23 protein-coding genes, 1 tRNA gene and 2 pseudogenes are annotated in these 26,138 nt (G+C 72.2%); 18 read left to right on the top strand and 8 right to left on the bottom strand.

Annotated features, from left to right (window positions below; translation table 11 throughout):
- The first annotated feature begins 75 nt into the window (after positions 1-75).
- From AB0J67_RS04430 to AB0J67_RS04360, 15 genes and pseudogenes are all read left to right on the top strand, one after another.
- On the top strand, positions 76-858 hold the full coding sequence (locus AB0J67_RS04430) for a DUF4230 domain-containing protein (protein ID WP_363476138.1): 783 nt from the start codon (positions 76-78) through the stop codon (positions 856-858).
- A 121-nt stretch (positions 859-979) separates the two neighbouring features.
- Complete coding sequence (locus tag AB0J67_RS04425; protein ID WP_363476238.1) at positions 980-2,338, top strand: L-serine ammonia-lyase; 1,359 nt, start codon at positions 980-982, stop codon at positions 2,336-2,338.
- A 157-nt stretch (positions 2,339-2,495) separates the two neighbouring features.
- Positions 2,496-3,305 carry an ABC transporter permease gene (locus tag AB0J67_RS04420; protein WP_363476136.1) on the top strand — a complete coding sequence of 270 codons (810 nt, stop codon included), beginning with the start codon at positions 2,496-2,498 and terminating at the stop codon, positions 3,303-3,305.
- A gap of 2 nt (positions 3,306-3,307) precedes the next feature.
- Positions 3,308-4,060 (top strand): ABC transporter ATP-binding protein, encoded by a 753-nt coding sequence (locus AB0J67_RS04415; protein WP_363476134.1) that lies wholly within the window; start codon positions 3,308-3,310, stop codon positions 4,058-4,060.
- A complete protein-coding gene (locus AB0J67_RS04410) occupies positions 4,057-6,225 on the top strand; it encodes a bifunctional glycosyltransferase family 2 protein/CDP-glycerol:glycerophosphate glycerophosphotransferase (protein WP_363476132.1) in 2,169 nt (722 codons plus the stop codon). Before AB0J67_RS04415 ends, AB0J67_RS04410 begins: the two co-directional genes overlap by 4 nt.
- 51 nt (positions 6,226-6,276) lie before the next feature.
- A pseudogene (locus AB0J67_RS04405) lies at positions 6,277-6,759 on the top strand (GNAT family N-acetyltransferase); the annotation flags it as partial.
- 109 nt (positions 6,760-6,868) lie between these two features.
- Positions 6,869-7,918 (top strand): pseudaminic acid synthase, encoded by a 1,050-nt coding sequence (pseI, locus tag AB0J67_RS04400; RefSeq protein WP_363476130.1) that lies wholly within the window; start codon positions 6,869-6,871, stop codon positions 7,916-7,918.
- Positions 7,919-8,242: 324 nt separating this feature from the next.
- Entirely contained in the window at positions 8,243-9,217 is a 975-nt protein-coding gene (gene pseB, locus AB0J67_RS04395) for a UDP-N-acetylglucosamine 4,6-dehydratase (inverting) (protein ID WP_363476236.1), read from the top strand.
- A 25-nt stretch (positions 9,218-9,242) separates the two neighbouring features.
- Complete coding sequence (locus tag AB0J67_RS04390) at positions 9,243-10,367, top strand: aminotransferase class V-fold PLP-dependent enzyme (RefSeq protein ID WP_363476128.1); 1,125 nt, start codon at positions 9,243-9,245, stop codon at positions 10,365-10,367.
- 33 nt (positions 10,368-10,400) lie between these two features.
- Positions 10,401-11,231, top strand: a pseudogene (locus AB0J67_RS04385) (hypothetical protein); the annotation flags it as partial.
- Between the two features lie 152 nt (positions 11,232-11,383).
- Positions 11,384-13,147 carry a class I SAM-dependent methyltransferase gene (locus tag AB0J67_RS04380; RefSeq protein ID WP_363476126.1) on the top strand — a complete coding sequence of 588 codons (1,764 nt, stop codon included), beginning with the start codon at positions 11,384-11,386 and terminating at the stop codon, positions 13,145-13,147.
- A 13-nt stretch (positions 13,148-13,160) separates the two neighbouring features.
- Positions 13,161-13,889 carry a glycosyltransferase family protein gene (locus AB0J67_RS04375; protein WP_363476124.1) on the top strand — a complete coding sequence of 243 codons (729 nt, stop codon included), beginning with the start codon at positions 13,161-13,163 and terminating at the stop codon, positions 13,887-13,889.
- Between the two features lie 67 nt (positions 13,890-13,956).
- Complete coding sequence (locus AB0J67_RS04370) at positions 13,957-15,015, top strand: spore coat protein (protein WP_363476122.1); 1,059 nt, start codon at positions 13,957-13,959, stop codon at positions 15,013-15,015.
- Between the two features lie 137 nt (positions 15,016-15,152).
- Positions 15,153-16,457, top strand: a complete 1,305-nt coding sequence (locus tag AB0J67_RS04365; RefSeq protein WP_363476120.1) for an ABC transporter ATP-binding protein — start codon at positions 15,153-15,155, stop codon at positions 16,455-16,457.
- A 134-nt stretch (positions 16,458-16,591) separates the two neighbouring features.
- A complete protein-coding gene (locus AB0J67_RS04360) occupies positions 16,592-17,686 on the top strand; it encodes a SigE family RNA polymerase sigma factor (RefSeq protein WP_363476118.1) in 1,095 nt (364 codons plus the stop codon).
- Positions 17,687-17,964: 278 nt separating this feature from the next.
- On the opposite strand, the gene AB0J67_RS04355 is transcribed toward AB0J67_RS04360, so the two are convergent.
- The 7 genes from AB0J67_RS04355 to cutA form a co-directional block, all read right to left on the bottom strand.
- Positions 17,965-18,360, bottom strand: coding sequence for a hypothetical protein (locus AB0J67_RS04355; RefSeq protein ID WP_363476116.1), 396 nt, complete (start codon positions 18,358-18,360; stop codon positions 17,965-17,967).
- 539 nt (positions 18,361-18,899) lie between these two features.
- Positions 18,900-18,975: transfer RNA gene (locus tag AB0J67_RS04350), tRNA-Arg, on the bottom strand.
- Between the two features lie 45 nt (positions 18,976-19,020).
- Entirely contained in the window at positions 19,021-19,485 is a 465-nt protein-coding gene (locus tag AB0J67_RS04345; protein WP_363476114.1) for a DUF4442 domain-containing protein, read from the bottom strand.
- Positions 19,486-19,532: 47 nt separating this feature from the next.
- A complete protein-coding gene (locus AB0J67_RS04340; RefSeq protein ID WP_363476112.1) occupies positions 19,533-21,206 on the bottom strand; it encodes an MFS transporter in 1,674 nt (557 codons plus the stop codon).
- Positions 21,207-21,209: 3 nt separating this feature from the next.
- Positions 21,210-21,746 (bottom strand): hypothetical protein, encoded by a 537-nt coding sequence (locus AB0J67_RS04335; RefSeq protein WP_363476110.1) that lies wholly within the window; start codon positions 21,744-21,746, stop codon positions 21,210-21,212.
- 9 nt (positions 21,747-21,755) lie between these two features.
- Positions 21,756-22,388, bottom strand: a complete 633-nt coding sequence (locus tag AB0J67_RS04330; protein WP_363476108.1) for a DUF998 domain-containing protein — start codon at positions 22,386-22,388, stop codon at positions 21,756-21,758.
- A 31-nt stretch (positions 22,389-22,419) separates the two neighbouring features.
- Positions 22,420-22,746, bottom strand: coding sequence for a divalent-cation tolerance protein CutA (cutA, locus tag AB0J67_RS04325; protein WP_363476106.1), 327 nt, complete (start codon positions 22,744-22,746; stop codon positions 22,420-22,422).
- Between the two features lie 287 nt (positions 22,747-23,033).
- Between cutA and AB0J67_RS04320 the strand changes: the two genes are divergently transcribed.
- A complete protein-coding gene (locus AB0J67_RS04320) occupies positions 23,034-23,384 on the top strand; it encodes a sigma-70 family RNA polymerase sigma factor (RefSeq protein ID WP_363476234.1) in 351 nt (116 codons plus the stop codon).
- Complete coding sequence (locus AB0J67_RS04315; protein WP_363476104.1) at positions 23,381-24,754, top strand: hypothetical protein; 1,374 nt, start codon at positions 23,381-23,383, stop codon at positions 24,752-24,754. The genes AB0J67_RS04320 and AB0J67_RS04315 overlap by 4 nt, the downstream gene beginning before the upstream one ends.
- A 165-nt stretch (positions 24,755-24,919) precedes the next feature.
- On the opposite strand, the gene AB0J67_RS04310 is transcribed toward AB0J67_RS04315, so the two are convergent.
- On the bottom strand, positions 24,920-25,264 hold the full coding sequence (locus tag AB0J67_RS04310) for a hypothetical protein (protein WP_363476102.1): 345 nt from the start codon (positions 25,262-25,264) through the stop codon (positions 24,920-24,922).
- A 38-nt stretch (positions 25,265-25,302) separates the two neighbouring features.
- Between AB0J67_RS04310 and AB0J67_RS04305 the strand changes: the two genes are divergently transcribed.
- Entirely contained in the window at positions 25,303-26,097 is a 795-nt protein-coding gene (locus AB0J67_RS04305; RefSeq protein WP_363476100.1) for an inositol monophosphatase family protein, read from the top strand.
- Positions 26,098-26,138 lie beyond the last annotated feature (41 nt).

Below are 26,138 nucleotides of genomic sequence, written 5' to 3'. Positions count from 1 at the left end.
CAGCCACGAGGGCACCACAGCCACGAGGGCATCACAGCCACGAGGGCACCACCGCACCGGCCAGGGGAGGACGCCATGGGCGCCGCTGACGAACCGACTCGCAACCTGCCCGAGGTCAGCTCGCCGCAGTACGCGGCCGGCCGGGCCAAGCCGACCGAGCCGCTGCCCCGGCAGCGCCCGGAGGACGACGACCTCGACGAGCACCCCGCCCCGCGCCCGCGCTGGGGACGCCGCCTCCTGCTCACCGTGCTCGTACTCGCCGTGCTCGGTGGCGCCGTGGCCAGCCTCAACCTGGCGGGGCTGCTGCCGAAGTGGCGCAACCCGTTCGCGGTGGAGACCACGGACAACAGCCAGCCGCCGCTGCTGCTGTCGATCAAGGATCTGAGCCGGTTCGTCGCGGCCGAGGGCAACTACGAGGTGATCATCGACCTCAAGGAGGACCGGCGCTTCATCCCCGACTGGCTGCTCAACCAGCGCACCCTGTTCGTCGCGTCCGGCAGCGTCGAGGCGTACGTCGACTTCGGCAGCCTGTCCGACGGCGCGATCGTCGAGTCGGCCGACCGCAAGTCGGTCACCATCACCCTGCCGTCGCCGCAGCTCGCCGAGCCGAAGCTCGACATCGACCGCAGCTACGTCTACGCCGAGGACCGCGGCCTGATCAACCGGGTCGGCGACTTCTTCGGCGGCGACCCGAACCGGCAGCAGGAGACGCTGAAGGTGGCCGAGCAGAAGCTCGCCGAGGCGGGCGCCAAGAGCACGCTGGTCGACCGGGCCGAGGAGAACACCCGCAAGACCCTGGAGGGCATGCTCCGCTCGCTGGGCTACACCAGCGTCACCGTGGTCTTCACCGGCGACTAGCCGGGCCGGTGCACCCGTGGCGTCCGGTGACGCCGCGGGTGCACCGGCGCATCGCGGCAGCCCGGGTCACCCCCCATCGCACAGGGGCTAAGCTTGCACGTCCGCGATGAGGGGGATGTCAGTGATCAGCGTCTTCGACCTGTTCAAGATCGGTATCGGGCCGTCGAGCTCGCACACGGTCGGGCCGATGCGCGCGGCGCATATCTTCGCATCCGGGCTGAAAGCGGACGGCACGCTGCACGAGGTCGTCTCGGTGCGCGCGGAGCTGTTCGGCTCGCTGGGCGCGACCGGGCACGGCCACGGCAGTGACAAGGCGGTCCTGCTCGGCCTGGCCGGCGACGATCCGGAGACGGTCGACACCGCCACCGCCGACGCCCGCTTCGCCGCGATCAAGGACGCCGGCCGGGTGTGCCTGCTGGGCGTGCAGGACGCCGCCTTCGAGCTGACCCTGCACCGCCGCCGCTCGCTGCCGTACCACCCCAACGGGATGACGTTCGCGGCCTTCGACGCCGCGGGCGGCTGCGTGCGCGAGCGCACGTACTACTCGGTGGGCGGCGGTTTCGTGGTGGACGAGAACGCCGCCGGCGCCGACCGGATCAAGCCCGACGACACCGTGGTGCGCTTCCCGTACCGCACCGGCGCGGAGCTGCTGGCGCTGACCCGGGACACCGGCCTGCGGATCAGCGACATCGTGCTGGCCAACGAGCTGTCCTGGCGCTCGGAGGCCGACGTGCGGGCCGGGCTGCTGCGCATCTGGCAGGTCATGCAGGACTGCGTCGAGGCCGGCTGCACCAACGAGGGCACCCTGCCGGGCGGCCTGAAGGTGCGCCGCCGCGCGGCCGAGCTGCAGCGCACCCTGTCCAAGGAGCACTACGCGACCGACCCGCTGCGGGTCATGGACTGGATCACACTGTTCGCGCTGGCGGTGAACGAGGAGAACGCCGCCGGCGGCCGGGTGGTCACCGCGCCGACCAACGGCGCGGCCGGGATCGTGCCCGCGGTGCTGCACTACTACGCCCGGTTCGTGCCCGGCGCGAACGAGGACGGGGTGGTGCGCTTCCTACTCACCGCGGCCGCCGTCGGCGTGTTGTTCAAGGAGAACGCCTCGATCTCCGGCGCGGAGGTCGGCTGCCAGGGCGAGGTCGGCTCGGCCTGCTCGATGGCGGCCGCGGGCCTGGCCGAGGTGCTCGGCGGCACGCCCGCCCAGGTGGAGAACGCCGCGGAGATCGCGATGGAGCACAACCTGGGGCTGACCTGCGACCCGGTCGGCGGCCTGGTGCAGATCCCGTGCATCGAGCGCAACGCCGTGGCGAGCGTGAAGGCGATCACCGCCGCCCGGATGGCGATGCGGGGTGACGGTAATCACTTCGTCTCCCTCGACAAAGTCATCAAGACCATGCGGGAGACCGGCGCTGACATGAAGATCAAGTACAAGGAGACCGCGCGCGGTGGCCTCGCGGTCAACGTGATCGAATGTTGAGCCGTTCGGCGGGGTGTCACAGCGCGCGGGGGCGCTGTTAGCCTTGTGCCCGCCACGTCCGACCCGAGGGTCGGCGTAGGGACCCTTTGACCCCGTTTCCGCGGCGTCTGTCGACTACCGTGATCGGGATTGGCTTGTGAGCAGCAGGGAGGCCGGGTTGACCTCGAGTATCGCGGCGGTGTGGAGTCATCGCAGCGTGCTTCGCCTGCTGGTGCAGCGCGACCTGACGGTCAAGTACCAGCAGTCGGTGCTCGGCTACCTTTGGTCGCTGATCGAGCCGCTGACCATGGCGGCGATCTACTACTTCATCTTCGGCGTGCTGTACGGCGGCGGCCGCGACGGCATGAGCGGCACCGACTACATCATGTTCATCCTGTCCGGCATCTTCGCCTGGATGTGGGCGAACAGCGCGATCAGCGAGTCGACGACCGCGCTCGTGTCGCAGGCCCGCATGATCACCACGATCAAGGTGCCGCGCGAGATCTTCCCGCTGGGCCGGGTGATCGGCCGCTTCGCCGAGTACGTCGCCGGCCTGCCGATCCTGATCATCGGCGCGATCGTGTTCAAGGCCGACTTCGGCTGGCACACGCTCTACGCGCTGCCGCTGGCGGTCCTCGTGCAGGCGATCTTCCTGGTCGGCATCTCGCTGATGCTGTCCTCGCTGAACGTGATGCTGCGCGACGTCGAGCGGTTCATGCGCCTGGCGCTGCGGATCCTGTTCTACGCCGCGCCGATCATCTACCCGCTGAGCCAGGTGACCGAGTCGCACATGCCGGAGTGGGTGAAGATCGTCTACCAGGCGAACCCGCTGGTGGGCATCTTCCAGCTGCACCACGCGGCCTGGTTCGCCGGCGAGTGGCCGTCGCCGGCCCTGCTGGCCACCTCGGTCGGCGGCAGCCTGCTGATCTTCCTGTGCGGCTGGCTGATGTTCCGCAAGCTTGAGCCGTCGGTGCTGAAGGAGCTGTGACCGTGCACGACCCCATCATCAGCGCCCGCGGCCTCGGGGTCCGCTTCAACAAGGGCCGCCGCCGCAACCTGCAGGTCCGCGAGATGCTGTTCTTCGGCAGCAAGCGCGACCCGAACAAGGCCGAGGACAGCTTCTGGCCGCTGCGTGACCTGTCCTTCGACATCCGCCCCGGCGAGGCCGTCGGCATCATCGGCAAGAACGGCACCGGCAAGAGCACCCTGCTGAAGATGATCGCGGGCGTGCTCATCCCGGACGAGGGCACCGTCGAGGTGCACGGCCGGGTCGCCCCGCTGCTGGAGCTGTCGGCGGGCTTCTCCGGCGACCTGACCGGCCGCGAGAACGTGATGCTGGTCGGCGCGCTGCACGGGATGAGCCAGAAGACGCTCAAGGCCAAGTTCGACGAGATCGTCGACTTCGCGGGCGAGCAGGTGGCCCGCTCCATCGACTCGCCGGTGCGGCACTACTCGTCCGGCATGAAGGTCCGCCTCGGCTTCGCGGTGATCGCGCAGCTGTCGCACCCGATCCTGCTCGTGGACGAGGTCATGGCGGTCGGCGACGCCGAGTTCCGCAAAAAGTGCTACGGCACGATGGAGAAACTGCTGGCAGAAGGCCGCACGCTCGTCCTGGTGTCGCACAATGAAGGGGACCTCACCCGCTTCTGCACGCGCGGTCTGTACATCAACGCCGGTCGGCTGACCGTCGACGGCACCGTGCAGGAAGCGCTCGACGCCTACAAGGGACTGGTTCGTACGTGACTCTCCTGAGCGTGGTCCTGCCCGCCTACCGCGTGCAGGGCTACCTCAGGGAATGTCTCGACTCCATCCTCGATCAGGGCTTCGACGACGTAGAGGTGATCGCGGTCGACGACCGCTCACCCGACCACTGCGGCGCCATCCTCGACGAGTACGCCGCCCGCGACCCCCGCGTCACCGTGCTGCACCTGCCGGACAACGTCGGCCTGGGCGAGGCCCGCAACGCGGGGCTGGACCGGGCCACCGGCGAGTACGTCTGGTTCGTGGACAGCGACGACGCGCTCAAACCCGGCTCGCTGGCGGCGGTCGCCGCCCGGCTGCGGGTGGACCAGCCCGACGTGCTGATCGTCGACTTCGAGCGCACCTGGCCGATCGGGAAGGGCCGGCGCAGCGGCATGCGCCGCCAGCTCGCCCGCTCGCCCGGCCCGGACGGCGTGGACATCACCGCCCGCCCCGTGCTGGTCAAGACCATCCACACCGTGTGGAACAAGATCGTGCGGCGTGATCTGCTGGTCAAGCTGGACCTGCGCTTCGGCACCGGCTGGTACGAGGACGTCTCGTGGACGTACCCGCTGCTGGCCGCCGCGGAGCGGATCTGCGTGCTGGAGCGGGTCTGCTACTCCTACCGCCAGCGCCGGGTCGGCGCGATCACCCGCACCCAGGACGCCCGGCACTTCGAGCTGTTCGACCACTGGGAGCGGGCCTGGCAGCTCGTCGACGGCCTCGGCGAGCGCGCCGACGCGGTCCGGCCGCTGATCTTCGAGCGCATGGTCTGGCACTGCATGACCGTCGTCGGCAACGACCACCGGCTGCCCCGGCGGCTGCGCCGGCGCTGCTTCCTGCGCATCGCCGACATGTTCCACCGCTACCTGCCGCCCGGCGGGTACGCCGAGCCGCCGGGCAAGGACGGCCTGCGCTACCGGCTGGTGGCCCGGCGGGCCTGGGCGCCGTACTGGCTGATGCGCTCGGTGACGCGGCTCGGGCGGCGGGCGGCGGCGCTGGGCCGGTCGGTGCGCGGCGCCGTGCCCAAGGTCGCCGGGCGGCTGCGCCGCGGGCCGTCGGGCCTGCTGGGCCGCGCCTACTACGAGTTCCAGCGGCTGCTGCCGGTCGACGACCGGCTCGCCCTCTACGCCGCGTACTGGTATCGCGGGGTCGCCTGCAACCCGGCCGCCGTCTACCACGAGGCGCGGCGGCTGGCCCCGCACGTGCGCGGGGTGTGGCTGGTCCGGCCGGAGACCGCCGGCCAGGTCACCGAGCCGCACCTGGTGGACGGCAGCCGTGCCGCGTTCCGGGCGCTGGCCCGCGCCCGCTGGCTGGTGAACAACGTGAACTTCCCCAACTACGTGCGCCGCCGCCGTGGGCAGGTCTACCTGCAGACCCACCACGGCACGCCGGTCAAGACGATGGGCCTGGACCAGCAGTACTTCCCGGCCGGGGCGGACCTGGACTACGCGGCGATGCTGCGCCGTTGCGACGCGTGGGACTTCAGCGTCAGCGCGAACCCGTTCAGCACGCAGATGTGGGAGCGGTCGTACCCGTGCCGCTTCGAGGCGCTGGAGACCGGGTATCCGCGCAACGACCGGCTGGCGCTGGCGGGCGCGGAGCAGGCCGCGGCGGCGCGGGCGGCGCTGGGCATCGCGGCGGACCGGATCGTGGTGCTCTACGCGCCGACGTTCCGGCCGGAGCCGATGGCGCTGCCGGTGTTCGACCCGCAGCGGGTGGCCGACGCGCTGGGGCCCCGCGGCCTGGTGCTGGTGCGCGGGCACTACCTGACCGACGACCGCTTCCCGGCCGGCGAGCAGGTGCGCGACGTGTTCGACCACCCGGTGGTGGAGGACCTCTACCTCGCCGCCGACGTGCTGGTCAGCGACTACTCGTCGGCGATCTTCGACTTCGCGGTGCTGGACCGGCCGATCGTGCTCTACACCCCCGACTGGGCGGAGTACCGGCGGCAGCGCGGCGTGGTGCTCGACGTGGTGGCGCAGCCGCCCGGCCCGGTGGTGCGCGGGTTCGACGAGCTGGTGGCGCTGCTGCGCGACGGCGGTCAGGCCGGGGACGCCGCGCTGCGCCGCGCGTTCCGGGAGCGCTTCTGCGCCTGGGAGGACGGGCACGCCGCCGAGCGGGTGGTGCGCCGGGTGTTCCTCGGCGAGCCGGCGAACACCCGGTGAACGTTTCCCAACGTGCCTTCTGAGGGCGTTTGTGCTGGGTAGGGTGTCCGCGTGCTCCGTTACGCGTCACCTGCCGATCGCGACGTGGTGCTGCGCTGGCGCAACCACCCCCAGGTCCGCCGGGCCAGCCTGACCACGCACGAGATCACGCCCACCGAGCATGCGGCCTGGTGGGCGACGGTCGCCGTCGACCCGCTGCGCCACGTGATGATCTTCGAGTGGCAGGAGCACCCCGCCGGGGTGGTCATGTTCGACGCCCGCCGGGCGCAGGAGCGGGGCGTGGTCTGGGGCTTCTACCTCGACGTGGACGGCCTCACCGCGCGCGGTGAGCTGCTGCCGGCCTGGCTGGAGATGGAGCGGGAGGCGGTCGACTTCGCCTTCGACGCGCTCGGCTTCGACCGGCTGGGCGGCGAGACGCTGGCCTGGAACACCCCCGTGCTGCAGCTGCACCGCAGGTTCGGCTTCATCGCCACCCGGCGCTACGAGTGCGTGATCGACGGCGTCCCGCAGGAGGTCGTGTGGACGGAGCTGGCCGCCGCCGACCGGCGCGGCCGCCGATTCACCGCCGGTGCGTCCCGGCCGGCCCGCCCTGCGCGACCGGCCGAGGGATTGACCGACGGCGACCAGGAACGGAGTGCGGCGCATGCCCACCATCAAGATCGGTGATCACCTCGTCGGGCCGGAGCACCGGCCCTTCGTCATCGCGGAGATGTCCGGCAACCACAACGGCTCGCTCGACCGGGCGCTGCAGATCGTGGACGCGGTCGCGGCCAGCGGGGCCCAGGCGCTCAAGCTGCAGACGTACACCCCCGACACGATCACCATCGACGTGGACGCGCCCGCGTTCCGCATCTCCGACGAGCACGGCCTGTGGGGCGGGGAGAACCTGTACGCGCTCTTCCAGCGGGCGCACACGCCGTACGAGTGGCACCCGGTGATCTTCGAGCGAGCCCGCGAGCGGGGCCTGACGGTGTTCTCCTCGCCGTTCGACCACACCGCGATCGAGCTGCTGGAGTCGCTGGGCACGCCCGCCTACAAGATCGCCTCTTCGGAGCTGGTGGACCTGCCGCTGATCCGGCTCGCCGCGAGCACCGGAAAGCCGATGATCATCTCGACGGGTATGGCCGACGTCGGCGACATCCACGCCGCGGTGCAGACCGCCCGCGCCGCCGGCAACGACCAGCTCGTGCTGCTGGCCTGCACCGCCTCCTACCCGTCGCCGCCGCAGGACAGCAACCTGCGCCGCATCCCGGTGCTGGCCGAGGCGTTCGGCACCCAGGTCGGGCTGTCCGACCACACCATGGGCATCGGCGTGCCGGTCGCCGCGGTGGCGCTGGGCGCGACGGTCATCGAGAAGCATGTGACGCTCGACCGCGCCGACGGCGGGGTGGACTCGGCGTTCTCGCTCGACCCGGGCGAGCTGGCGGCGCTGGTCGCCGAGACCGAGCGGGCCTGGCAGGCGCTGGGCGGCACCCGGATCGGCCCGACCGGCAGCGAGCAGGAGGGCCTGCGCTTCCGCCGCTCCCTCTACGTCACCGCCGACGTGCGCGCGGGCGACCAGGTCACCGCGGACAACGTGCGCTCCATCCGTCCCGCGGGCGGGCTGCCCCCCGCCGAGATCGGCAACGTGCTGGGCCGCCGCTTCACCCGCGACGCCGCGAAGGGCACGCCGCTGCGCTGGGACCTGATCTAGCAATCCGTCCCGACCGATTCTGGGCTTTGCCGGGCGCACGCGCCGGGCAGGGCCCAGAATCTTTTTATCGCGTCCCGGTCGGACGCGCATTCGCCGGTCGCGTTAACCGGTTCCATAAGAGCGCGGTGCGCGTTGTTAACGCGCTGTCAATCATCGGCGGAATGATCTCGTACATCCCCGTTGAACACTGGGGAAACTTCGCATTGCAAGCGTATCCAGGCGCTGGATCTGCGATTATGTTGGCACGGCACCGGGTGGTTCCCGGCCGCCTGGCACCTTTCTCGTCGGGCGATTCCATTGACGTGCAAGGAGCGACAAGTGAGTGTGCTGCGGGGTTCGTCCATTCTGATCACCGGTGGCACGGGATCGTTCGGCAAGGCGTTTCTGAGGTACGCGCTGGACAACCTCGACCCGAAGCGGCTCGTCATCATCTCCCGCGACGAGCTCAAGCAGTACGAGGTCCGCCAGATGTTCGGCAACGACGAGCGGCTGCGCTGGTTCCTCGGCGACGTGCGCGACCGCGACCGGCTGACCCGGGCCATGCACAACGTCGACTACGTGGTGCACGCGGCGGCCCTCAAGCAGGTCGACACCGCCGAGTACAACCCCTTCGAGTTCGTGCGCACCAACGTCGGCGGCTCGCAGAACGTCATCGAGGCCGCGATCGACAACGGTGTGCAGAAGGTGGTGGCCCTGTCCACCGACAAGGCCTCCAGCCCGATCAACCTGTACGGCGCGACGAAGCTGGTCGCCGACAAGCTGTTCATCTCGGCCAACCACTACGCGGCCAACCACCCGACCCGGTTCTCGGTGGTGCGCTACGGCAACGTGATGGGCAGCCGCGGCTCGGTGGTGCCGCTGTTCAAGCAGCTGCAGGCCGAGGGCCAGAGCCTGCCGGTGACCGACAAGCGGATGACCCGGTTCTGGATCACGCTGGAGCAGGCGGTGAAGTTCGTCGTCGACTCCTTCGACCTGATGAACGGCGGCGAGCTGTACGTGCCGCGCATCCCCAGCATGCGCATCCTGGACCTGGTCGAGGCTGTCGCCCCCGGCGCGCCCACGCACGAGATCGGCATCCGCCCCGGCGAGAAGCTGCACGAGGAGATGATCGCCCTCGGCGACGCCCACCGCACCCTGCGCCTGCCCGACCGGTACGTGGTCCAGCCGACCATCGCCGAGTGGGGTTACGTGCCGCCGACCGGCGGCGAGGGCGTGGCGGAGGACTTCAACTACCGCTCCGACAACAACGACCTGTGGCTGGGCGTCGAGGAGATGCGCGGCCTGCTCGGCGAGGCCTGATCACCACCGGGCGAGGGGAGGGATCATGCTTCCGTACGGACGGCAGTCGATCACCGATGAGGACGTCGCCGCGGTCGCCGAGGTGCTGCGCGGCGACTGGCTGACCACCGGTCCGCAGGTCGCCGCCTTCGAGGCCGACCTCACGGGGTGGACCGGCGGGGTGCCCTGCGCCGTGGTGAGCAACGGCACCGCGGCGCTGCACACGGCGTACGCGGCGGCGGGCATCGGCCCCGGGGACGAGGTGGTCACCACGCCGATGACGTTCGTGGCCACCGCCTCCACCGCGATCGAGCGGGGCGCCACGGTCGTCTTCGCCGACGTGGAGGAGGACACCGCCAACCTGGACGCCGCCGCCGCGCAGGCCGCGGTCACCGCGCGGACCAGGGTGATCACCGCGGTGGACTACGCCGGGCACCCGGCCGAGTACGACGACCTGCGCAAGGTCGCCGACGACGCGGACGCCCTGCTCATCGCCGACGCGGCGCACGCCATCGGCTCGGTGTACCGCGACCGCCCGGTCGGCTCGCTGGCCGACCTGACCACGTTCTCGTTCTTCCCGACCAAGAACCTGACCACGGCGGAGGGCGGCGCGGTCGCCGCGACCGACCCCGCCCGGCTGACCGCCGCGCGGCGGTTCCGCGGCATCGGCATGGTGCGCGAGCGCGACGAGCTGCGCGAGCCCGATGAGGGCGGCTGGCACCAGGAGGTGCACGCGTTCGGGCTGAACTACCGGCTGCCCGACGTGCTCTGCGCACTGGGCCGCAGCCAGCTGCGCCGGCTCGGCGCGTTCAAGGCCCGCCGCGCCGCGCTGACCGCCCGCTACCACGAGGCGCTGGCCGGGGTGGCCGGGCTGCGGCTGCCGGTGCAGCGGGCCTGGGTCGACCCGGCCTGGCACCTCTACCCGGTGCGGATCCTCGGCGGCCGCCGCCGCGAGGTCTACGACCGGCTCCGGGCCGCGGGCATCGGGGTGCAGGTCAACTACATCCCGGTGTACTGGCATCCGGTCTTCGCCGACCTCGGCTACCGGCGCGGCATGTGCCCCAACGCCGAGCGCTTCTACGCCGAGGAACTGTCCCTGCCGCTCTTCCCGGACCTCACCGACGCCGACCAGGACCGGGTGATCAGCGAGTTGGCCGCCGCCCTGCGCTAGCCCGTCCCACCTCTGCCACCCACAGGACGCTCCGTGCATCACGCGAACCACTTCTACGGCCACGCCCAGGTGCTCGCCCGGTACTGCGACCTCGGCGAGCTCGACGCCCCGCCGCGCATGCTCGGCTACCTGCAGCACGGCTGGAACATCGGCGACGGGCTCGCGCCCGGCACGCCGTACGTCGAGGGCGCCCCGATCTTCGTGTGGTCCGAGCAGACGCGCCGCCGCGCGTGGTCGCTCGGCCGCCGCAACGTCGTCGTGATCGGCGCGCCATGGATCTACCTGCTGGCCATGGAACCGGAGGACCCCGCCGCCCCGCCGCGGGAGGGGACCATCTGGTACCCGTTCCACGGCTGGGAGGGCCAGGAGGTCAAGGGCGACCACCGCCGCCTCATCGACACCATCGCCGAGGTCGAGCAGGGGCCGGTCACCGTCTGCCTGTACTGGGCGGAGTTCCGGATGAGGCGCGTCCGCCGCCTCTACGAGCGGGCCGGCTTCCGCGTCATCTGCCACGGCTACCGCGGGCACTGGTGGCGCGACACCGACCCCGGCTTCCTCTACGGCCAGCTCGCCGAGCTGCGCCGGCACCGCCGGGTCGCGTCGAACCGGGTGAGCAGCGCCCTGTTCTACGGCATCGCCGCGGGCTGCGAACCCGCCGTGTACGGCGACCCGATGGTGCTGCACGCCGAGGATCCGACGTTCGGCGGTGTGGCCCGCATCAGGCGGCAGTGGCCGCAGCTGCACGGCACCCACGTCGACCTGGCCGCCGCCCGCGCCGTCACCGACGACGAGCTGGGCACGGAGTACCTGGCCTCTCCCGCCTCCCTGCGCCGCCTGCTGGGCTGGGAGGCGCTGTACGACAGCACCCGGCGCGCCGCGATCCCCGCCGCCCGCGGCAGCGCGCCGGCGACCGGCGCCGGTTCCGGTGGCGCGACCGGCAGCGCGCCGACGACCGACGACGGTGCCGCTGGCGCGACCGCCCACCACCCGCTCACCATCCCCGCAGGAGCCGGCCGATGACCCCGCCGACCGCCACCGTGCCGCAGAACCTCCGCCTGATCGGCGGCGAGATGCTGGTCTGGACCGACGACGACGCGAGCGCCGACCGGCAGCCGGTCGCCGGGCCGGCGCTGCAGGAGATGCTGCGTGACCTGACCCGGCCGGGCGGCCGTGCCCTGGTCGCCGGCCCGCACGACGACGCGCTGCTCACCCTGCTGGCCGCCGCGATGCGGGTCACCTGCCTGGTCCGCGCCTACCCGGACGCCGAGGCGGTGGCCGCGCGCCACCCCGGGGTGACGGTGCTGTGCGGCAGCGTCGCGAAGCTGGACCCGGGCGACCGCTACGACCTGGTGGTCGCGTGCGACGGGCTCGATCGGCTGCCGTCGGTCGAAGGCGGTGCGCTGAGCTGGGCCGAGACCGCCGAGCTGGTGGCGGGCGCGGTCGCCCCCGGCGGCACGCTGCTGCTGGCGCAGGAGAACCTGCTCGGCGTGCACCGCATCGTGCGCATGTCCCCCTGGTACGGCGAGCGCACCGACGCGGACTGGACGCCGGTGGGCGAGTACGACGCCAGCCGGCCCGCCTCACCCGCCGAGCTGGTGGCGCGGCTGGCCGGGCTCGGGCTGACCGTGGCCGAGCCGATGGCGGGCTTCCCCACCGCGCGGGAGCCGTCCGTGCTCGCGCCGCTGGACCGGCTGGCCGACCCGCACCTGTCCGGCTTCGTGCGCATCGCCGTCGCCGCGGCGTACGGCGCGCAGCTCGCCGGGCGGCCGGTGCTCAGCGATCCGCGCGCCCTGGCCGGCAGCGCGCTGCGGGCCGGGTCGGCGGCCGCGCTGGCCCCGGTCTGGCTGGTCGCGGCGACCCGGGCCGGGGCGCTCATCCCGCGTCAGCGCGTGGTCGTCGCCGACGCCGACGCGGTACGGCACCCGGTGCGCTACGAGGTGGTGCGCGGCGAGCACGGCTGGACCCGCCGCGTGCTCGGCGACGCGACCCGGATCAGCCGCGACGGCGTGTACCGCGACCCGGCCGCGCTGGCCGGGCCGCTGCCGCGCGGCCGGCTGTTCGAGGAGCAGCTGATCGAGCTGTGCCTGCGCCGGGCCCTGCCCGAGCTGAGCCGGGTGCTGACCCGCTACGCCGGGTGGCTCGCGGACCGCGCCGGCGCCGACGGCACGGTGAGCGGCGTCGCGCTCTGGGCGGCCCCCGGTGACCTGCTCGGCGACGGCGACGGCTTCACGCCCTGGGACCCGACCTGGTCCACCACGCTGCGGGAGCCGGTGGCGGTGGCGCTGGCGCGCTCGCTGCGCTCGTTCGCGGTACGCCTGATCACGGGCGGCTACTCGCACCCGTGGCCGGTGCTTGTCGACGCCGACTCGCTGACGGTGATCCTGGCCGGGATGGCCGGGCACACCCTGGAGCGCCCGACGCTGACCGCCGCCGTGGCGCTGGAGGCCCGGCTGCGCGCGGCCGAGCTGGGCCTCGACGAGCAGGGGCGCGAGGAGCTGCACGAGCGGCTGGCCGCGGTGATGCCCGGCACTCCGCCGCTGGACCTGGACAGCCACCGCGAGCTGCACGCCGCCAACGAGCGGCTGCGCGCCGAGCTGGCGCATGCCGTGGCACGGACGGCGTGGGCCGAGGAGCTGCTGGGCAAGCGGGAGTCCGCGCTGCGCAACGCCGAGGACAGGCTGGACATGCTCAGCGGTTCGCTCAGCTTCCGGATCGGCAGGCTGGTCATCTACCCGCTGCGCCAGGCCAAGGCCCTGGCCAAGCGGCTGGTACGGCGCTGAGAGGGGACACGGTATGCGGATGCTCGGCGTGATCCAGGCCCGGATGGGCTCCACCCGGCTGCCCGGCAAGGTGCTGCGCCCGCTCGCGGGCAACACCGTGCTGGGCCGGGTGGTCCGCGCGGCCCGGGAGAGCGGCGCGGTCGACGAGCTGGTCGTGGCCACCACGATCGAGGACGCCGACGACGCGGTGGTCGCCGAGTGCGCGCGGCTCGGCGTCGACTGGCACCGCGGCCCGGTCGACGACGTGCTCAGCCGCTTCCTCGGCGCGCTCGACGCGCACCCGGCCGACGCGGTCATGCGGTTCACCGCCGACTGCCCGCTGCTCGACCCCGAGATCGTCGCGCTGGGCGGGCGGGTGTTCCGCGCGGTGCCGGGGCTGGACTACCTGAGCACGTCGCTGACCCGGATGCTGCCGCGCGGCCTGGACGTCGAGGTGATCCGGGCGGACACGCTGCGCTCCCTCGGCACCCTGGCCACCGAGCACCACCGGGTGCACGTGACGTCGTACGCGTACACCCATCCGGACCGGTTCCGCGTGATCGGCCTGACGCTGCCGCCGGACCGCGCCGACCTGCGGTTGACTTTGGACACGCCGGAGGACTGGCGGCTGGTCGAGGCGGTGGTGGCGCAGTTCGGCGACAGCAGTGTCCCGCTGGCCAAGCTCGCCGAGTGGCTGTCGGCGCACCCCGAGGTGGTCGCGTACAACGCGCACGTCGAGCAGAAGGCGCTGGAGCGCGGATGAGCGACCGAAGTGAGCGAATCATCGGCACGGCCACACATGCCGTCGACGAGCGGAGCGAGGAGCAGGCATGAGCCCGGTCCGGGTCGGGCTGCGCTGCGACGCCGGGGCGACTCGCGGCGTCGGCCACCTGGTGCGCTGCGTCGCGCTCGCCGAGGAGCTGGCCACGCGCGGCGTGCAGCCGGTGTTCCTCGGCGACCCCGGCGGCCTGCCGTGGGCGGCCGAGCAGCTCGCCCGGCGCGGCTTCCCGCGGCACCCCGGACCGGACACTCCGGACGCGATGCTCGCGGCGGTGAAGGAGCACGGGCTGGCGGCGGCGGTGCTCGACTCGTACACCCTCGATCCCGGCTGCGCCGGCGCGCTGCGCGAGCAGCGCGTGCCGGTGCTCGCCGTGGTCGACGGCGACCTGCGCGGCCAGGACGCCGACCTCTACCTGGACCAGAACCTCGACGCGGAGCTGTCCGCACCGCCGCTGCCCGCCGACGCGGTCCGCCTGGCCGGCCTGCGGTACGTGCTGCTGCGCGACGACGTGACCCGCCTGCGGCCTGCCCACCCGCCCCGCCGTCCGGCCTCGGCCCGCCCGCGCGTGCTGGCCTTCTTCGGCGGCACCGACGCGTTCAGCGCGGCGCCGCCGCTGTGCCGCCTGGTGCTGGGCACCGGGCTGCCGGTGGAGCTGACCGTGGTGGCGGGCACACCCGCGCTGCACCGGGAACTGCTGATGCTGCACGGCCTGCCGGAGCAGGAGCTGCGGGTGATCACACCGACGGACCGGCTGCCCGCGCTGGTCGCCGAGTCCGACCTGGTGGTCAGCGCGTCCGGCACCTCGACGTGGGAGCTGCTGTGCCTGGGCGCGGCGGCCGCGATGGTGTGGGTCGTCGACAACCAGCGGCTGGGGTACGACCGCGTCGTGGCGCGCGGGCTCGCCGCCGGGCTGGGGCATCTGCCCGACCTGACCGATCCGGACGGAACGCATGCGTTGGCCGCCCGTGACACATTGCGACGGCTTATGTCGTCGCCGAACGCCCGCGCCGCGGCCTCCGCACGGGCTCTTGGCGCAGTAGACGGCCTAGGTCGGGCCCGCGTGGCCGATGAGCTGCTCGCCCTGGTCGCCTCGCGTCGCGATCACTGACAGTGACGATAGCCGCGCAGTCGGGTAATCCCTTTGTTACGCAGGGAACATGGCACGTTTACCCGATATGACGTGCGGATATTTTCAGTGAGAGTAGCCACTTTCGGGGCCGGATCGAGGGGCTGTGGGAGGAGACGGTGACAACCGTCGCGCTCAAAGACGTCACCAAAGTGTTCCCTGACGGGACGGTGGCGGTGGACAACGTCAGCCTCGACGTGGCTGACGGTGAATTCATGGTTCTCCTGGGACCGTCCGGCTGTGGCAAGTCCACTGTGCTGCGAATGATCGCCGGACTGGAGGATCCCACCACTGGTGCGATCATGCTCGACGGCCAGCTGGCCAACCAGCTGCCGCCGCGTGACCGCCGAATCGCGATGGTCTTCCAGGACTTCGCGCTCTACCCCCACATGACCGTGGGCGAGAACATCGGCTTCCCGCTGCGGCTGTCCGGCGTCGAGCCGGAGCCGCGGGCCGAGCGGGTCGCGGACGTGGCCAGCGCGCTGGGCATAGGAGACGTGCTGGGCCGCAAGCCCAGCCAGCTCTCCGGCGGCCAGCGCCAGCGGGTGGCCATGGGCCGCGCCATCGTGCGCCGCCCCGGCCTGTTCCTCATGGACGAGCCGCTCTCCAACCTGGACAGCGGCCTGCGGGCCGAGCTGCGGGCGGAGATCTCGGGCCTGGTCCGCGAGCTCGGCGTCAGCACGGTGTACGTCACGCACGACCAGGCCGAGGCGCTGACCATGGCCGACCGCGTGGCCATCATGCGCAAGGGCGTCCTGCAGGACGTCGGCACGCCGACCCAGGTCTACGGCAAGCCGGCCACCCTCTACGTGGCCGCGTTCCTGGGCAGCCCGCGCATGAACCTGCTGGAGGCGTCGGTCTACGTGCACCTCGACCGCTACGTCCAGCTCAACCTGGGCGAGCAGTCGCTCTACCTCAAGTGGGACGACATCCGCGCCCGCGCCGTGTCGCACTTCCACGGCGAGCGCATCGTCATCGGCGTACGGGCCGAGGCCCTCACGCCCGTCGCCCCGGACACCCCGGGCGACGTGCTGCAGGGCCGCATCCGCTACCTGGAGCACCACGGCCACGAGTCGCTGGCGTTCGTCGACATCGGCGCCACCGCCGTCGTCGTCGACGAGATCGGCCGCTCCGCCGCCGAGCAGGAGGAGCACGGCTCCCGCCTGCGCCGCTTCGGCCACGTCATCAACCGGATGAAGGGCCGCACCAACGGCGCCGCGACCACGGTCGCGGAGCGGCCTGCCCAGCGGGAGAGCGTTCTCTCCGACCCGGGCCGCCACCACCGGCGCGCCGCCGAGCTCGCGGTGCGGCTCGCGCCGTACCCGCAGATCAGCTCCGGGCACCCGCTGTCCATCGGGGTGCGCATGGACGCGCTGCACTTCTTCGACGAGCGGGGCGACCGGATCGACGTCGGCTGGCGCTGACCTACCACCGTTATTCAAGATCGCTGTTTCGTGTCAGAAAGTGTGGTCACGCCGCACTTTCCGGCACGGAGCAGCGATCTTCGCTTTCCTCCGGTGGGCGCAACCTGCCGCGGGGCTTGGAAGTGTGACAGGGCATGACCACCGCGACCGTGACGCCGACAGGCGAGTTCGAAGACTTCTACCAGACGCACTTCTCCAACACGGTGCTGCTGGTGTACTCCTTCACCGCCGACATGGCGGCGGCCCAGGACGTCGCGCAGGAGGCGTTCGCCCGTGCCTGGCAGCGGTGGAACACGGTCTCCGGCTACGGCGACCCGCTCGCCTGGGTGCGGCGGGTCGCGATCAACCTGGCGAACTCCCGCTGGCGCCGGCTCCGGACAGCCCGCAAGTACCTGGACAGGCAGCGCCCGGAGCACGCCGCCGACGTCAGCCCGGACCATGTGATGGTCGTGGCGGCCCTGCGCCGGCTGCCCAAGGGCCAGCGTGAGGCGCTGGTGCTGCACTACCTGGCGGATATGCCCGTCGAGGACGTCGCGCTGCACCTGGAAGCCCCCGTCGGCACGGTGAAGTCCTGGCTGTCCCGGGGGCGTGCCGCGCTGGCCGGAGCACTGTCGATCGAGGCCCCGCAGGTCACCACCCCGGCCACCCGGGAGATCGTCGCGCGCGGCCGCGCCCGGCGGCGTACACAGCTCGCGACCGCCGCCGCCTGCGTGCTGGCCGTCGCCCTGGCGCTGACGTTCTTCACGTCGTTCCGGCCGGTCGCCGCCCCGGACCCGCTGTCACCCACGATGAGCCCGTCAGCGGCCCTGCCACCCGGCTGCGCGCCGGGACAGGTGCCGGTCGACCGCAGACTGCCGAATGCGGAGGCCGAGGTGACGATCAATGTGTTCAACGGCACCGGCATCGCCGGCCTGGCCGAGGACGTCGCCCAGGACCTGCGCAACCGCAGGTTCCGCACCGGCCTCGTCGGCAACGACCAGGGCAAGTACGCGGACGAGGTCGCCGTGCTCCGGTACGGCCCCAGAGTCGTCGGCCATGCCCAGCTGATGCGGGCCTACCTGCTGGGCGACGCCAGATCCGAGTTCGACCCGCTCCGCCAGGACGACGCCGTGGACTTCGTGGTGGGCGGACAGTTCCGGCAGCTGGCGACCCCGACCGAGATGCGGCAGTCGATCGCGGCACTGGGCCAGCCGCAGCTCCCGCCGAACACCTGCGACATGGCCCCCTAGACCGGGCGCCGCGTGGACTTCGTGGTGGCCGGACGGTCCAGGGGCTCGCGACGCCGGGTGGTCGGCGGCTGACGATGATCACTGGTTGCGGCGCGCATCTCTGCTGCCCACGGGCGAGCTGCACCTGCCGTGCCCATCGTGGACGACGGAGTTCATCAGATCAGGGGCACCGACCGGGACCCCTGATCTGCGTCGAGCGGTTTCCACCTGGGCCGCATGAGGGATGCGAATCCACGGGTCAGTGGCCGCAGATCCGACGCACCATGCGGTCACGATGGTTATGCCCCGCACATCTCCCTGACCTGCACACCGTCACCGTTGTCGTCCAGGAATCCCATGATGAGGTTGTCAGACGACATCCAGCCGTAGGTGGAGGTTCCGGAGACTCGGACGTACCACCACTCGTTGCCGTAAATGTTGTCGGCCCAGCAGTGGAGAAAGACCGTGACTCCCTTGCCGACCGATGCGACGTTGGAGCACGAGGCGTACGGCCCTACCTTGAGGTTCGCGGTGACCTCCATTGTCGCTTTGCCTTCGCCGTTGTTGGGGTGGATCCAACCGGAGCAGCTCTCCACCGCAGCGTGAGCTGCGGGTGCCGGCGAAACGATGAACAGGACGGCGGCACTCGCAACAGCGGCCGCAGCCCGTGCCATCGCAGACTTGGCGATCCTCAACTTAGTCCCCCTCAATGTCGTGCGAGCGCCACCGATTGCGGCATGCTCGCATGGTGGCAGCACCCTATTGCGCTATTGGTGCTACAGCGATGCATAGATACTTTCCTGCCCGTAGCGATGGGGAAAGCTCCTTTACGGACACGGCAAACTCTGAGGTAAGAGGCGCCCCGGAGACCAGTCCCCGGCCCTCGGCGGCGTCGTCGATCCGAGACACGCTTCGGCACGTCCGGCGGATCTGCTGATCGCTGGATTCATCGCGCCGACCAGGCGGTGGCCGCTATCGGCCGGAACGCCGATCGCCAGAGAAAGGTGGCTGCCGTCGAGCCGGGCAGCCTGGCCGCGTCCTGGTCGCGGCTCGTCGCCTCGGTCACGCGAACGCGAGCGTCACCACGCGGCACTACGCCCGGCCCATCGACAAGCGGGATGCGGAGGTCGCGGAGCACCTGGACAAGCATGGGGCACGCGACGAGCCCTCGGGCACGCAACGGCACGAGCGAAAGGCGATCAGCGTTGAAGATCTTTTGATCAGTGGTCTGACCTGGTGCCCCCGGCAGGAATCGAACCTGCGACCTGCGGTTTAGGAAACCGTCGCTCTATCCCCTGAGCTACGAGGGCGCGGAGTCAGCCTACCTGGCCTCCGCGCGGATTTTCGCACAGGCCTCAGCGGTTCGGCCGCAGCGTCCAGGTGATGGTCATCTCGCCCGTGGTCACGCCCTCGGTGTTCGCGATGGTGACCAGCACGTCGAACTCCGGCCGCTGCCCCGCGTCCAGCTCGGCGACCACGTCGGCGACCGGCCGGTCGAGCGTCGCGGTCGCGCTGACCACGCCCATGGCCAGCTTCTGGTACGCGATCCCGGCCCGCACCGCGAGCGGCGTGGCCCGGTGCAGCTGGTCGCCGAACGCGGCCAGCACGATCGCGCCGGACGCCGTCTCGGCCAGCGTGAACATGGCTCCGGCGTGCGGCCCGCCGACGTGGTTGTGCACGGCCGGGTCGTCGGGCAGCTCGACGACGGCGACGACGCCGTCCGCGTCCGCGGTGACCTTGGTGAACCGGATGCCGAGCGTGCGCGCGAACGGGACGCGGGCGAGCATGCCCTCGGCGACGGCGGAGGTGTCGATCGTCATGAGCGTATGTTACTGGTGGGTAATGTTGGTGGGCAATGTGGTTCCGGTCAGGAAGTGTGCTCGAACCCCAGATCCTGACCTGAGGAAGCCTTCCCCGCCGCCCCCGGCCCGAACATCCCCGGATCCGGCACCGCGGGCCGCAGCTCCCACCGCCTGGGCCCCGGTGACGCGGCACCCGGCGCTGCGGCAGACCCGTACGACCCCGGGGATCCGGACGATCCCGGCTCCCGTGCCTGCGCCGGCGAGTCCGGATCCGGTGCCCGGTGCGCGCCGGGCGGGATGGCGGCGGTGCGGGCGCGGCGGCTCGCGCGTACGTCGGCCAGCGCGATCACCAGCGAGATGACGACGAACCCGATGGTCACCCAGAGGCCGTCCCGGAACGCCTTCGCGAAGTCGCCGCCGCTGCCCGCGATCGAGTTGAAGAACACCGCCCCGACCACCGCGATGCCGACCGCCGCGCCGATCCGCTGCCCGGTCTGCAGCACGCCGCCCGCGCTGCCCGCCCCCACGACCGGCACCTCGGCCAGGGTGAGCGTCTGGTTCGGCGCGATCACCAGGCCGCTGCCGATACCGGCGATCAGCAGCGGCAGCGCGGTGGCGAAACCGTCGTTGCGACCGGGCACCAGCTCGACGGCGATCTCCACCCCGATCAGCCCGACCAGCACCAGCACCAGCCCGACCGCGATCAGCGCGCGGCCGACCCGCACCACGACCCGGCCGCCGAGGCTCGCCGACACCGCCGACCCGAGCGCGAACGGCAGCGTCGCGATACCGGCCTGCAAGGCGGTGTAGTGCAGCCCCTGCTGGAGGTACAGCGTGAAGATGAAGAAGATCGCGGTGAAGCCGCCGAAGTAGGCCAGGCCCAGCAGCGCGCCCAGGGTGTACGACCGGCGCCGGAACAGCCCCAGGTCCACCATCGGATGCCGGCCCGAGCGCCCGTAGCTGCGCTCCCACATGACGAACCCGGCCAGCACCGCCACCCCGCCCGCCAGCAGCAGCCACTTGCCCTGCCCCACCCACGCCTGCTCCTGGATCAGCGGCAGCAGCACCAGCACCATGCCGAACGCCAGCAGGGCGACGCCGACCGGGTCGAAGCTCTCCTGGCGGCGGTCCTCGTCGCAGAACTTCGGGATGAAGCGGTACGCCAGGAAGATCGCCAGCGCCCCGATCGGGATGTTCACGTAGAACACCCACCGCCAGCCCTCGGCCACCCCCGCGGCCTGGATCAGCAGGCCGCCGATCAGCGGCCCGACCGCCGTCGAGATGCCGACGGTGGCGCCCAGCATGCCGAACGCGCGGCCGCGCTCGGCGCCCCGGAACAGCTGCTGGATCAGCCCGCTGATCTGCGGGTTGATGATGCCGCCCGCGGCGCCCTGGATCACCCGCGCGACGACCAGCCACAGCGCGCCCTGGGCCGCTCCTGCCGCGGCACTGGCCAGCGTGAACAGGGTGACTCCGGCGACGAACGCGTTGCGCCGCCCGTGCATGTCGCCGAACCGGCCGGCGGGCACGAGCAGCAGTCCGAACGCGAGCGCGTACCCGGAGACGACCCACTGCAGGGCGCTGTCGGAGGCGTGCAGACCCTCGCGGATGGACGGCAGCGCGACGTTGACGATGCTGACGTCCAGCAGCGCCATGAACCCGCCCACCAGGCACACGCTGAGCGCACGCCAGCGGCGCGGGTCGGGCGTGTAGCCGTCACCGTCGCCATCCGTTCGCACAGCTCAGAGCCTATCGACCCCGTCTGCGGCCGGGCCGGGTTTCGCCGTGGACGGGCGGATCGAGTACGCGGCGGGCGGCACGCCGTCGAGCAGCAGGTCCATCCGGGCGCGGCGCGCGATCGCCTCGTTGATGAGCCGGGCAGCCTGCTCGCTCGTGCGCGGGCGGCGGCGCCAGGGCCAGAGCACGATCCGGACGACCGCCTCCGACACGAGAACCTCGCCGGTCGTGAGCCGGATCGCCAGGCCGCGACGGCTGACCGTCACCGTGCGCACGTCGGACAGCCGCACCTGCTGGAACGGGCCGTACCCGTTGCGGAAGCGCAGCGCCTGGTCGGTCAGCGTGAGCGTCGTCCGCGACGTGCGCCAGACGAGCTCCACCACCAGCAGCATGCCCACGGTGTGGAAGATGGCTCCGGCCGGTCCGGTCTCGCCACGCGGCAGCTGGTCCGACCAGGTCCAGACGACCGCGGAAACGGCGAACAGGCAGGTCGGCACGGCGAATGCGGCTCGAACCAGCGCCGACGGCCAGGTGCGTGGCATCGCGGCAGCCTACTCGGGTGACCCGGCGGGCGTGGGCCGCTCGCGCAGGGCGAGCAGGGTGAGCCAGGTCCAGCCGGTGAGCAGGGACAGGCGCTGCCACAGCCCGGCCGTGTCCACCAGGGACGGATCCTGCTGGAAGCCGACGCCGGACAGGAAGAAGAAGCCGAGGAACGCCACCCCGCTGAGCAGCGAGTACACCGCCCAGCGCCACCCGGACCCGGCGGCGAGCACGAAGCAGGCGGCGCCGAGGCCGAAGAACGCCAGCACGGAGAACACGTCGTGCAGGGTGCCGGTGGTGCTCATCGGGTCCGGCAGGGCCGGGGTGCCGACGGGGTAGCCGCTGACCGGGTCGGTCACCCACACCCCCGCACCGACCAGGCCGACGCCCCACAGGCCGACGAGGCACGCGCCGATCTTGCGGCGTACCCCCGGCAGGCGCAGCAGGCCCAGCGCGAACATGACCGTCAGCGCGCCGCTGACCAGGAAAACCCCGGTCTGCACCCAGCCGTAGGGGCCGAGGGCCAGCGAGCTGACCGGGTGGCGCAGCGCGTCGTAGCCGCCGGGCTTGACCACGCCCTGGGCGAGGAACGCGGCGACGAACAGCGGTCCGGCGAGGGCGCCGCAGGCGTACAGGGCCTTCATGCCCGTCGATTCTGCCCCGCCCGGGCAAGCGCTACGGTCGCGTCTGCTCCGCGATCCAGGCGAGATACGCCGCGCTGCCCGCGAGGATCGGGGTGCAGACGACCTCCGGCGTGTCGTACGGGTGCTCGGCGAGCAGGTGGCGCTCCAGCGCGGCGTACCCGGCGGCGGTGGTCTTGAGGACGACCGTCCACTCGTCGGCCTCCTCGACCGCGCCCTGCCAGCGGTAGGTGCTGCGGATCGGGCCGCCGACCTGCGCGCACGCGGCCAGCCGCGCCTCGACCGCCGAGCGGGCCAGGGCCTGCGCCGCCTCCCGCCCGTCCACGGTCGTGACCACCTGCACGAACTCCGCTTCCCCCATCCCGGCCTCCCGTCGGTGCGTACCGCAACGCTAGCGCCCGCGCCGGGTGCGGCCGCATGATGTTCCACCCGTGGCGGCGGTGGCGGACGTGTACCCGTCGAGGAGGCGTCGGTGGAGGACTTCGAGGACTTCGTGCGGGCGCGTTCGGCCGCGCTCGCGCGGACCGCGTACCTGCTCACCGGGGACCGGCATCATGCCGAGGACCTGCTGCAGGACACGCTGTCGCGGGTGGCCGAGCGCTGGCGGTCGCTGTCGCGTGGCGGCACCCGGAGCCGTACGTGCGCCGCATGCTCTACACCCGCGCCGTGGACGGCTGGCGCAGCCGGCGCCGCCGCGAAGCGTGGGACGAGGCGGCCGCGCGGCAGCGGCCGGAGCTGCGCTGCCATCCCGACGACGCGGAGACGGTGACCCGGCGGCTGGTGCTGCGCGAGGCGCTGGCGAAGCTGACCCCGCGCCAGCGGGCGGTGCTGGTGCTGCGCTTCTACGAGGACCTGACCGAGACCCAGACCGCCGAGGCCCTGGACTGCTCGGTGAGCACGGTCAAGTCGCAGACCCGGTACGCGCTCGACCGGCTGCGCCGGATCGCCCCCGAACTGGCCGAGACGTTCGGCCACGGCATCCCGGTGGAGGCACGATGAGCACCGCGCTGCGTGAGGCGTTCGACGACCTGGTCGAGGATGTGGCGCCGTTCGTCGTCGCCGACGACCTCGGCGCGACGGCCTGGCGGACCGGGCGGCGACGCCGGTCCCGGCGGCTGCTGGCCAGGTCCGCCCTGGTGGTGGCGGCGACCGCGCTGGCGGCGGCGGCGCTGCTGCCCGGCCTGGCGGGCACCCGCGCGCTGCCGCCCGAGCCCGCGGACCGCGGCACCGGGCCGGGGGTGACCGGGCACCCGACGCGCATCGAGGATCCGTGGCTGCTCGACGACCTGCCCGACCGGCCCGGGCCGGCCGCCGCGCTGCTGTCCGTCGTGGGCAGGGACAACGCGATCGGCTGGCGGGTGGTCGCCGCGAGCGGGCACTCGTGGCGGCTGTCCCGGCACTACAGCGCGGGCGGCGACCGGCCCACCCTGTCGCCCGACGGCCGCTATCTCGCCTACCGCACGGAAAAGGGCTGGCCGTACGTCATCCACGACCTCGTCGAGGGCCGCAGGATCGTGTTCCGCCACCAGCCCGCGCCGGGACAGGACGGCACGAGCTACCTGGTCAGCGGGGAGTCGCCGACCTACTGGTCGCCGGACGGCACCCGGCTGCTGGTCCCCGCGTTCTCGTTCGAGGCGCAGGACGGCGTGCTGGTGCTGGACGTCGACGGGACCGAGCGCTTCACCCCGGCGCCGGGAGAGGCCGGCGGCTCGCCGAACGCCGCGCCGTGGCTTTCCGCAGGCTGGGCCGACGATCGGACGCCGGCCTGGGTTCGGCTGTCCAGAACGCAGGATCGTGCCGGGCGGGAGGTGACGGTGCAGCTGACCGACCTGGCCGGGGCGCGGGTCCGCTCGCTCGCCCTGCGCCCGGCCACGCCGTGGCAGGGCGACTTCCCCGAGCAGTGGACGGCGACGGTCTCCCCGGACGGGCGCGAGCTGCTGGTGCTCGACGACGTCAGCGGCGGAGCGGTGCTGGCCCGCCGGTTCGCGATGGCCGACGGCGCGGAGCTCGGCACCGGCGTCCGCGTGGACGGGTCACCGAGGTGCGGGACGAGCTGGGTGGGGAGCACCCCCGCCATCGCGGTGGCGGTGCCGAACGGCTCCCGCGGCGGCGCGTCCACGGCGCTGCTGGAGCCGGCCGGGCCGCGGCGGGTGGTCGCCGTCGATCCCGCGCTCGACTCCCGCTGCCTGGTATGGGCGGCCGACGCGCTGGCGGGCGAGGCGCGCCGGGGCCTGTTCGGCATGGACGCCTGGGCGCTGACCTGGCGCTGGCGCGAGCTGCTCGTGGGTGCGCTGGCGATGGCCGTGCTCGCCGCCCTCGCGCGCCCCGCGATCCGGCTCGGCCGCCTCTTCCGCAACGCGTTCCGCTGACCACGTCCCCGGGCGTGCGAACGACCTGGCTCCCGGGCGTTCCCGGGCGGGCATGGGGCGCAGGTTCGGGGAAACTGCGCGTTTCCGGTCTCTGGAGGGTGCAGTTTCCCTGAAATTGGCGGCAGGGTCGGGCCGCGGCGGGGCGGAGCGGGGCGGGCCGGGTGGTCAGTTGGCGGTGCGGGAGGCTTCGACGACGACCTGGGTGTCGGTGATCGAGGTGACCTTCACGCTGAAGTCGCCGACGTTGACCCCGTCACCGCGCTGGATGGTGACCTGCTGGCCGCCGACCTTGACCGTGGCCGAGTTCTCGTCGGCGCTGACCAGCTGCACCTCGATGCCCAGGATCGAGATCTTGGCGTTGGTGACGTTGCGCTCGAACGTGATGGTGCAGGTGCTGGTGCTGCAACTGGCGGTGGCGCCTTCACCGCTGCAGCCCGCGAGCGCGCCACCGGTGAGCGCCGCCACGAGCGCGGCGGTCGCGGAGAGCCGGGCCATCCTCCGTGCGAACATGTACGTGATCATAGACCGCCGGTGATGAGGATGTGACGATGATCGACCAGGTGCTGAGCGTGTTGCGGGAGACCGCGGAGACGGTCGTCCTGCCGAGGTTCCGCAACCTGGCCGACGGGGAGATCATCGAGAAGAGCCCGGGGGACCTGGTCACCATCGCCGACCGCGAGGCGGAGGTGGTGCTGTCGGCGCGGCTGGCGGCGCTGCTGCCGGGCTCGCTGGTGGTCGGCGAGGAGGCGGTCGCGGCCGACCCGTCCGTGCTGGCCCGGATGGCCGACGACGGCCCGGTGTGGGTGATCGACCCGATCGACGGCACCGGCAACTTCGCCGCCGGGCGGGAGCCGTTCGGCATGATGGTCGCTTTGATGCGCGGCGGCGTGCCGGTGCTCGCCGCGATCTACGAGCCGGTGCCCGGCACGGTGACCGTGGCCGAGTCCGGGGCGGGTTCCTATATAGACGGCGTGCGGATGGTGTTCGACCACACCCCGGTCGACGCGGCCGAGCTGCGCGGCGCGGTGATGACCAAGTACCTGCCGCCTGCGGTGCGCGAGCAGGTGGAGGCGCGCCTGCCGAAGCTGTCCGAGGCGATCCCGGGCCTGCGCTGCGCCGCGCGGGAGTATCCGGAGCTGCTGCGCCAGACCCGGCATTTCGCCATGTTCTGGCGGGCGAAGGCGTGGGACCACGCGCCCGGCACGCTGGTCGTCCGTGAGGCGGGCGGGGTGGTCAAGCACTTCGACGGGGCTGACTACGACCCGGTGCGCCCGCGCGAGGGACTCGTCATCTGTCGTGACGATGAGGTGTTTGGGCTGGTACGGAGCGTGTTGCTGGCATGAACAACTTTCCTGTCCCGGTGACGCTGCGGTAATCTGCGTCG

It is taken from the genome of Catellatospora sp. NPDC049609 (assembly GCF_040675365.1).
Classification (GTDB): Bacteria; Actinomycetota; Actinomycetes; order Mycobacteriales; family Micromonosporaceae; genus Catellatospora.
Note: the sequence above shows the minus strand (reverse complement) of the source record. Positions and strands in the feature narration are given on the sequence as shown.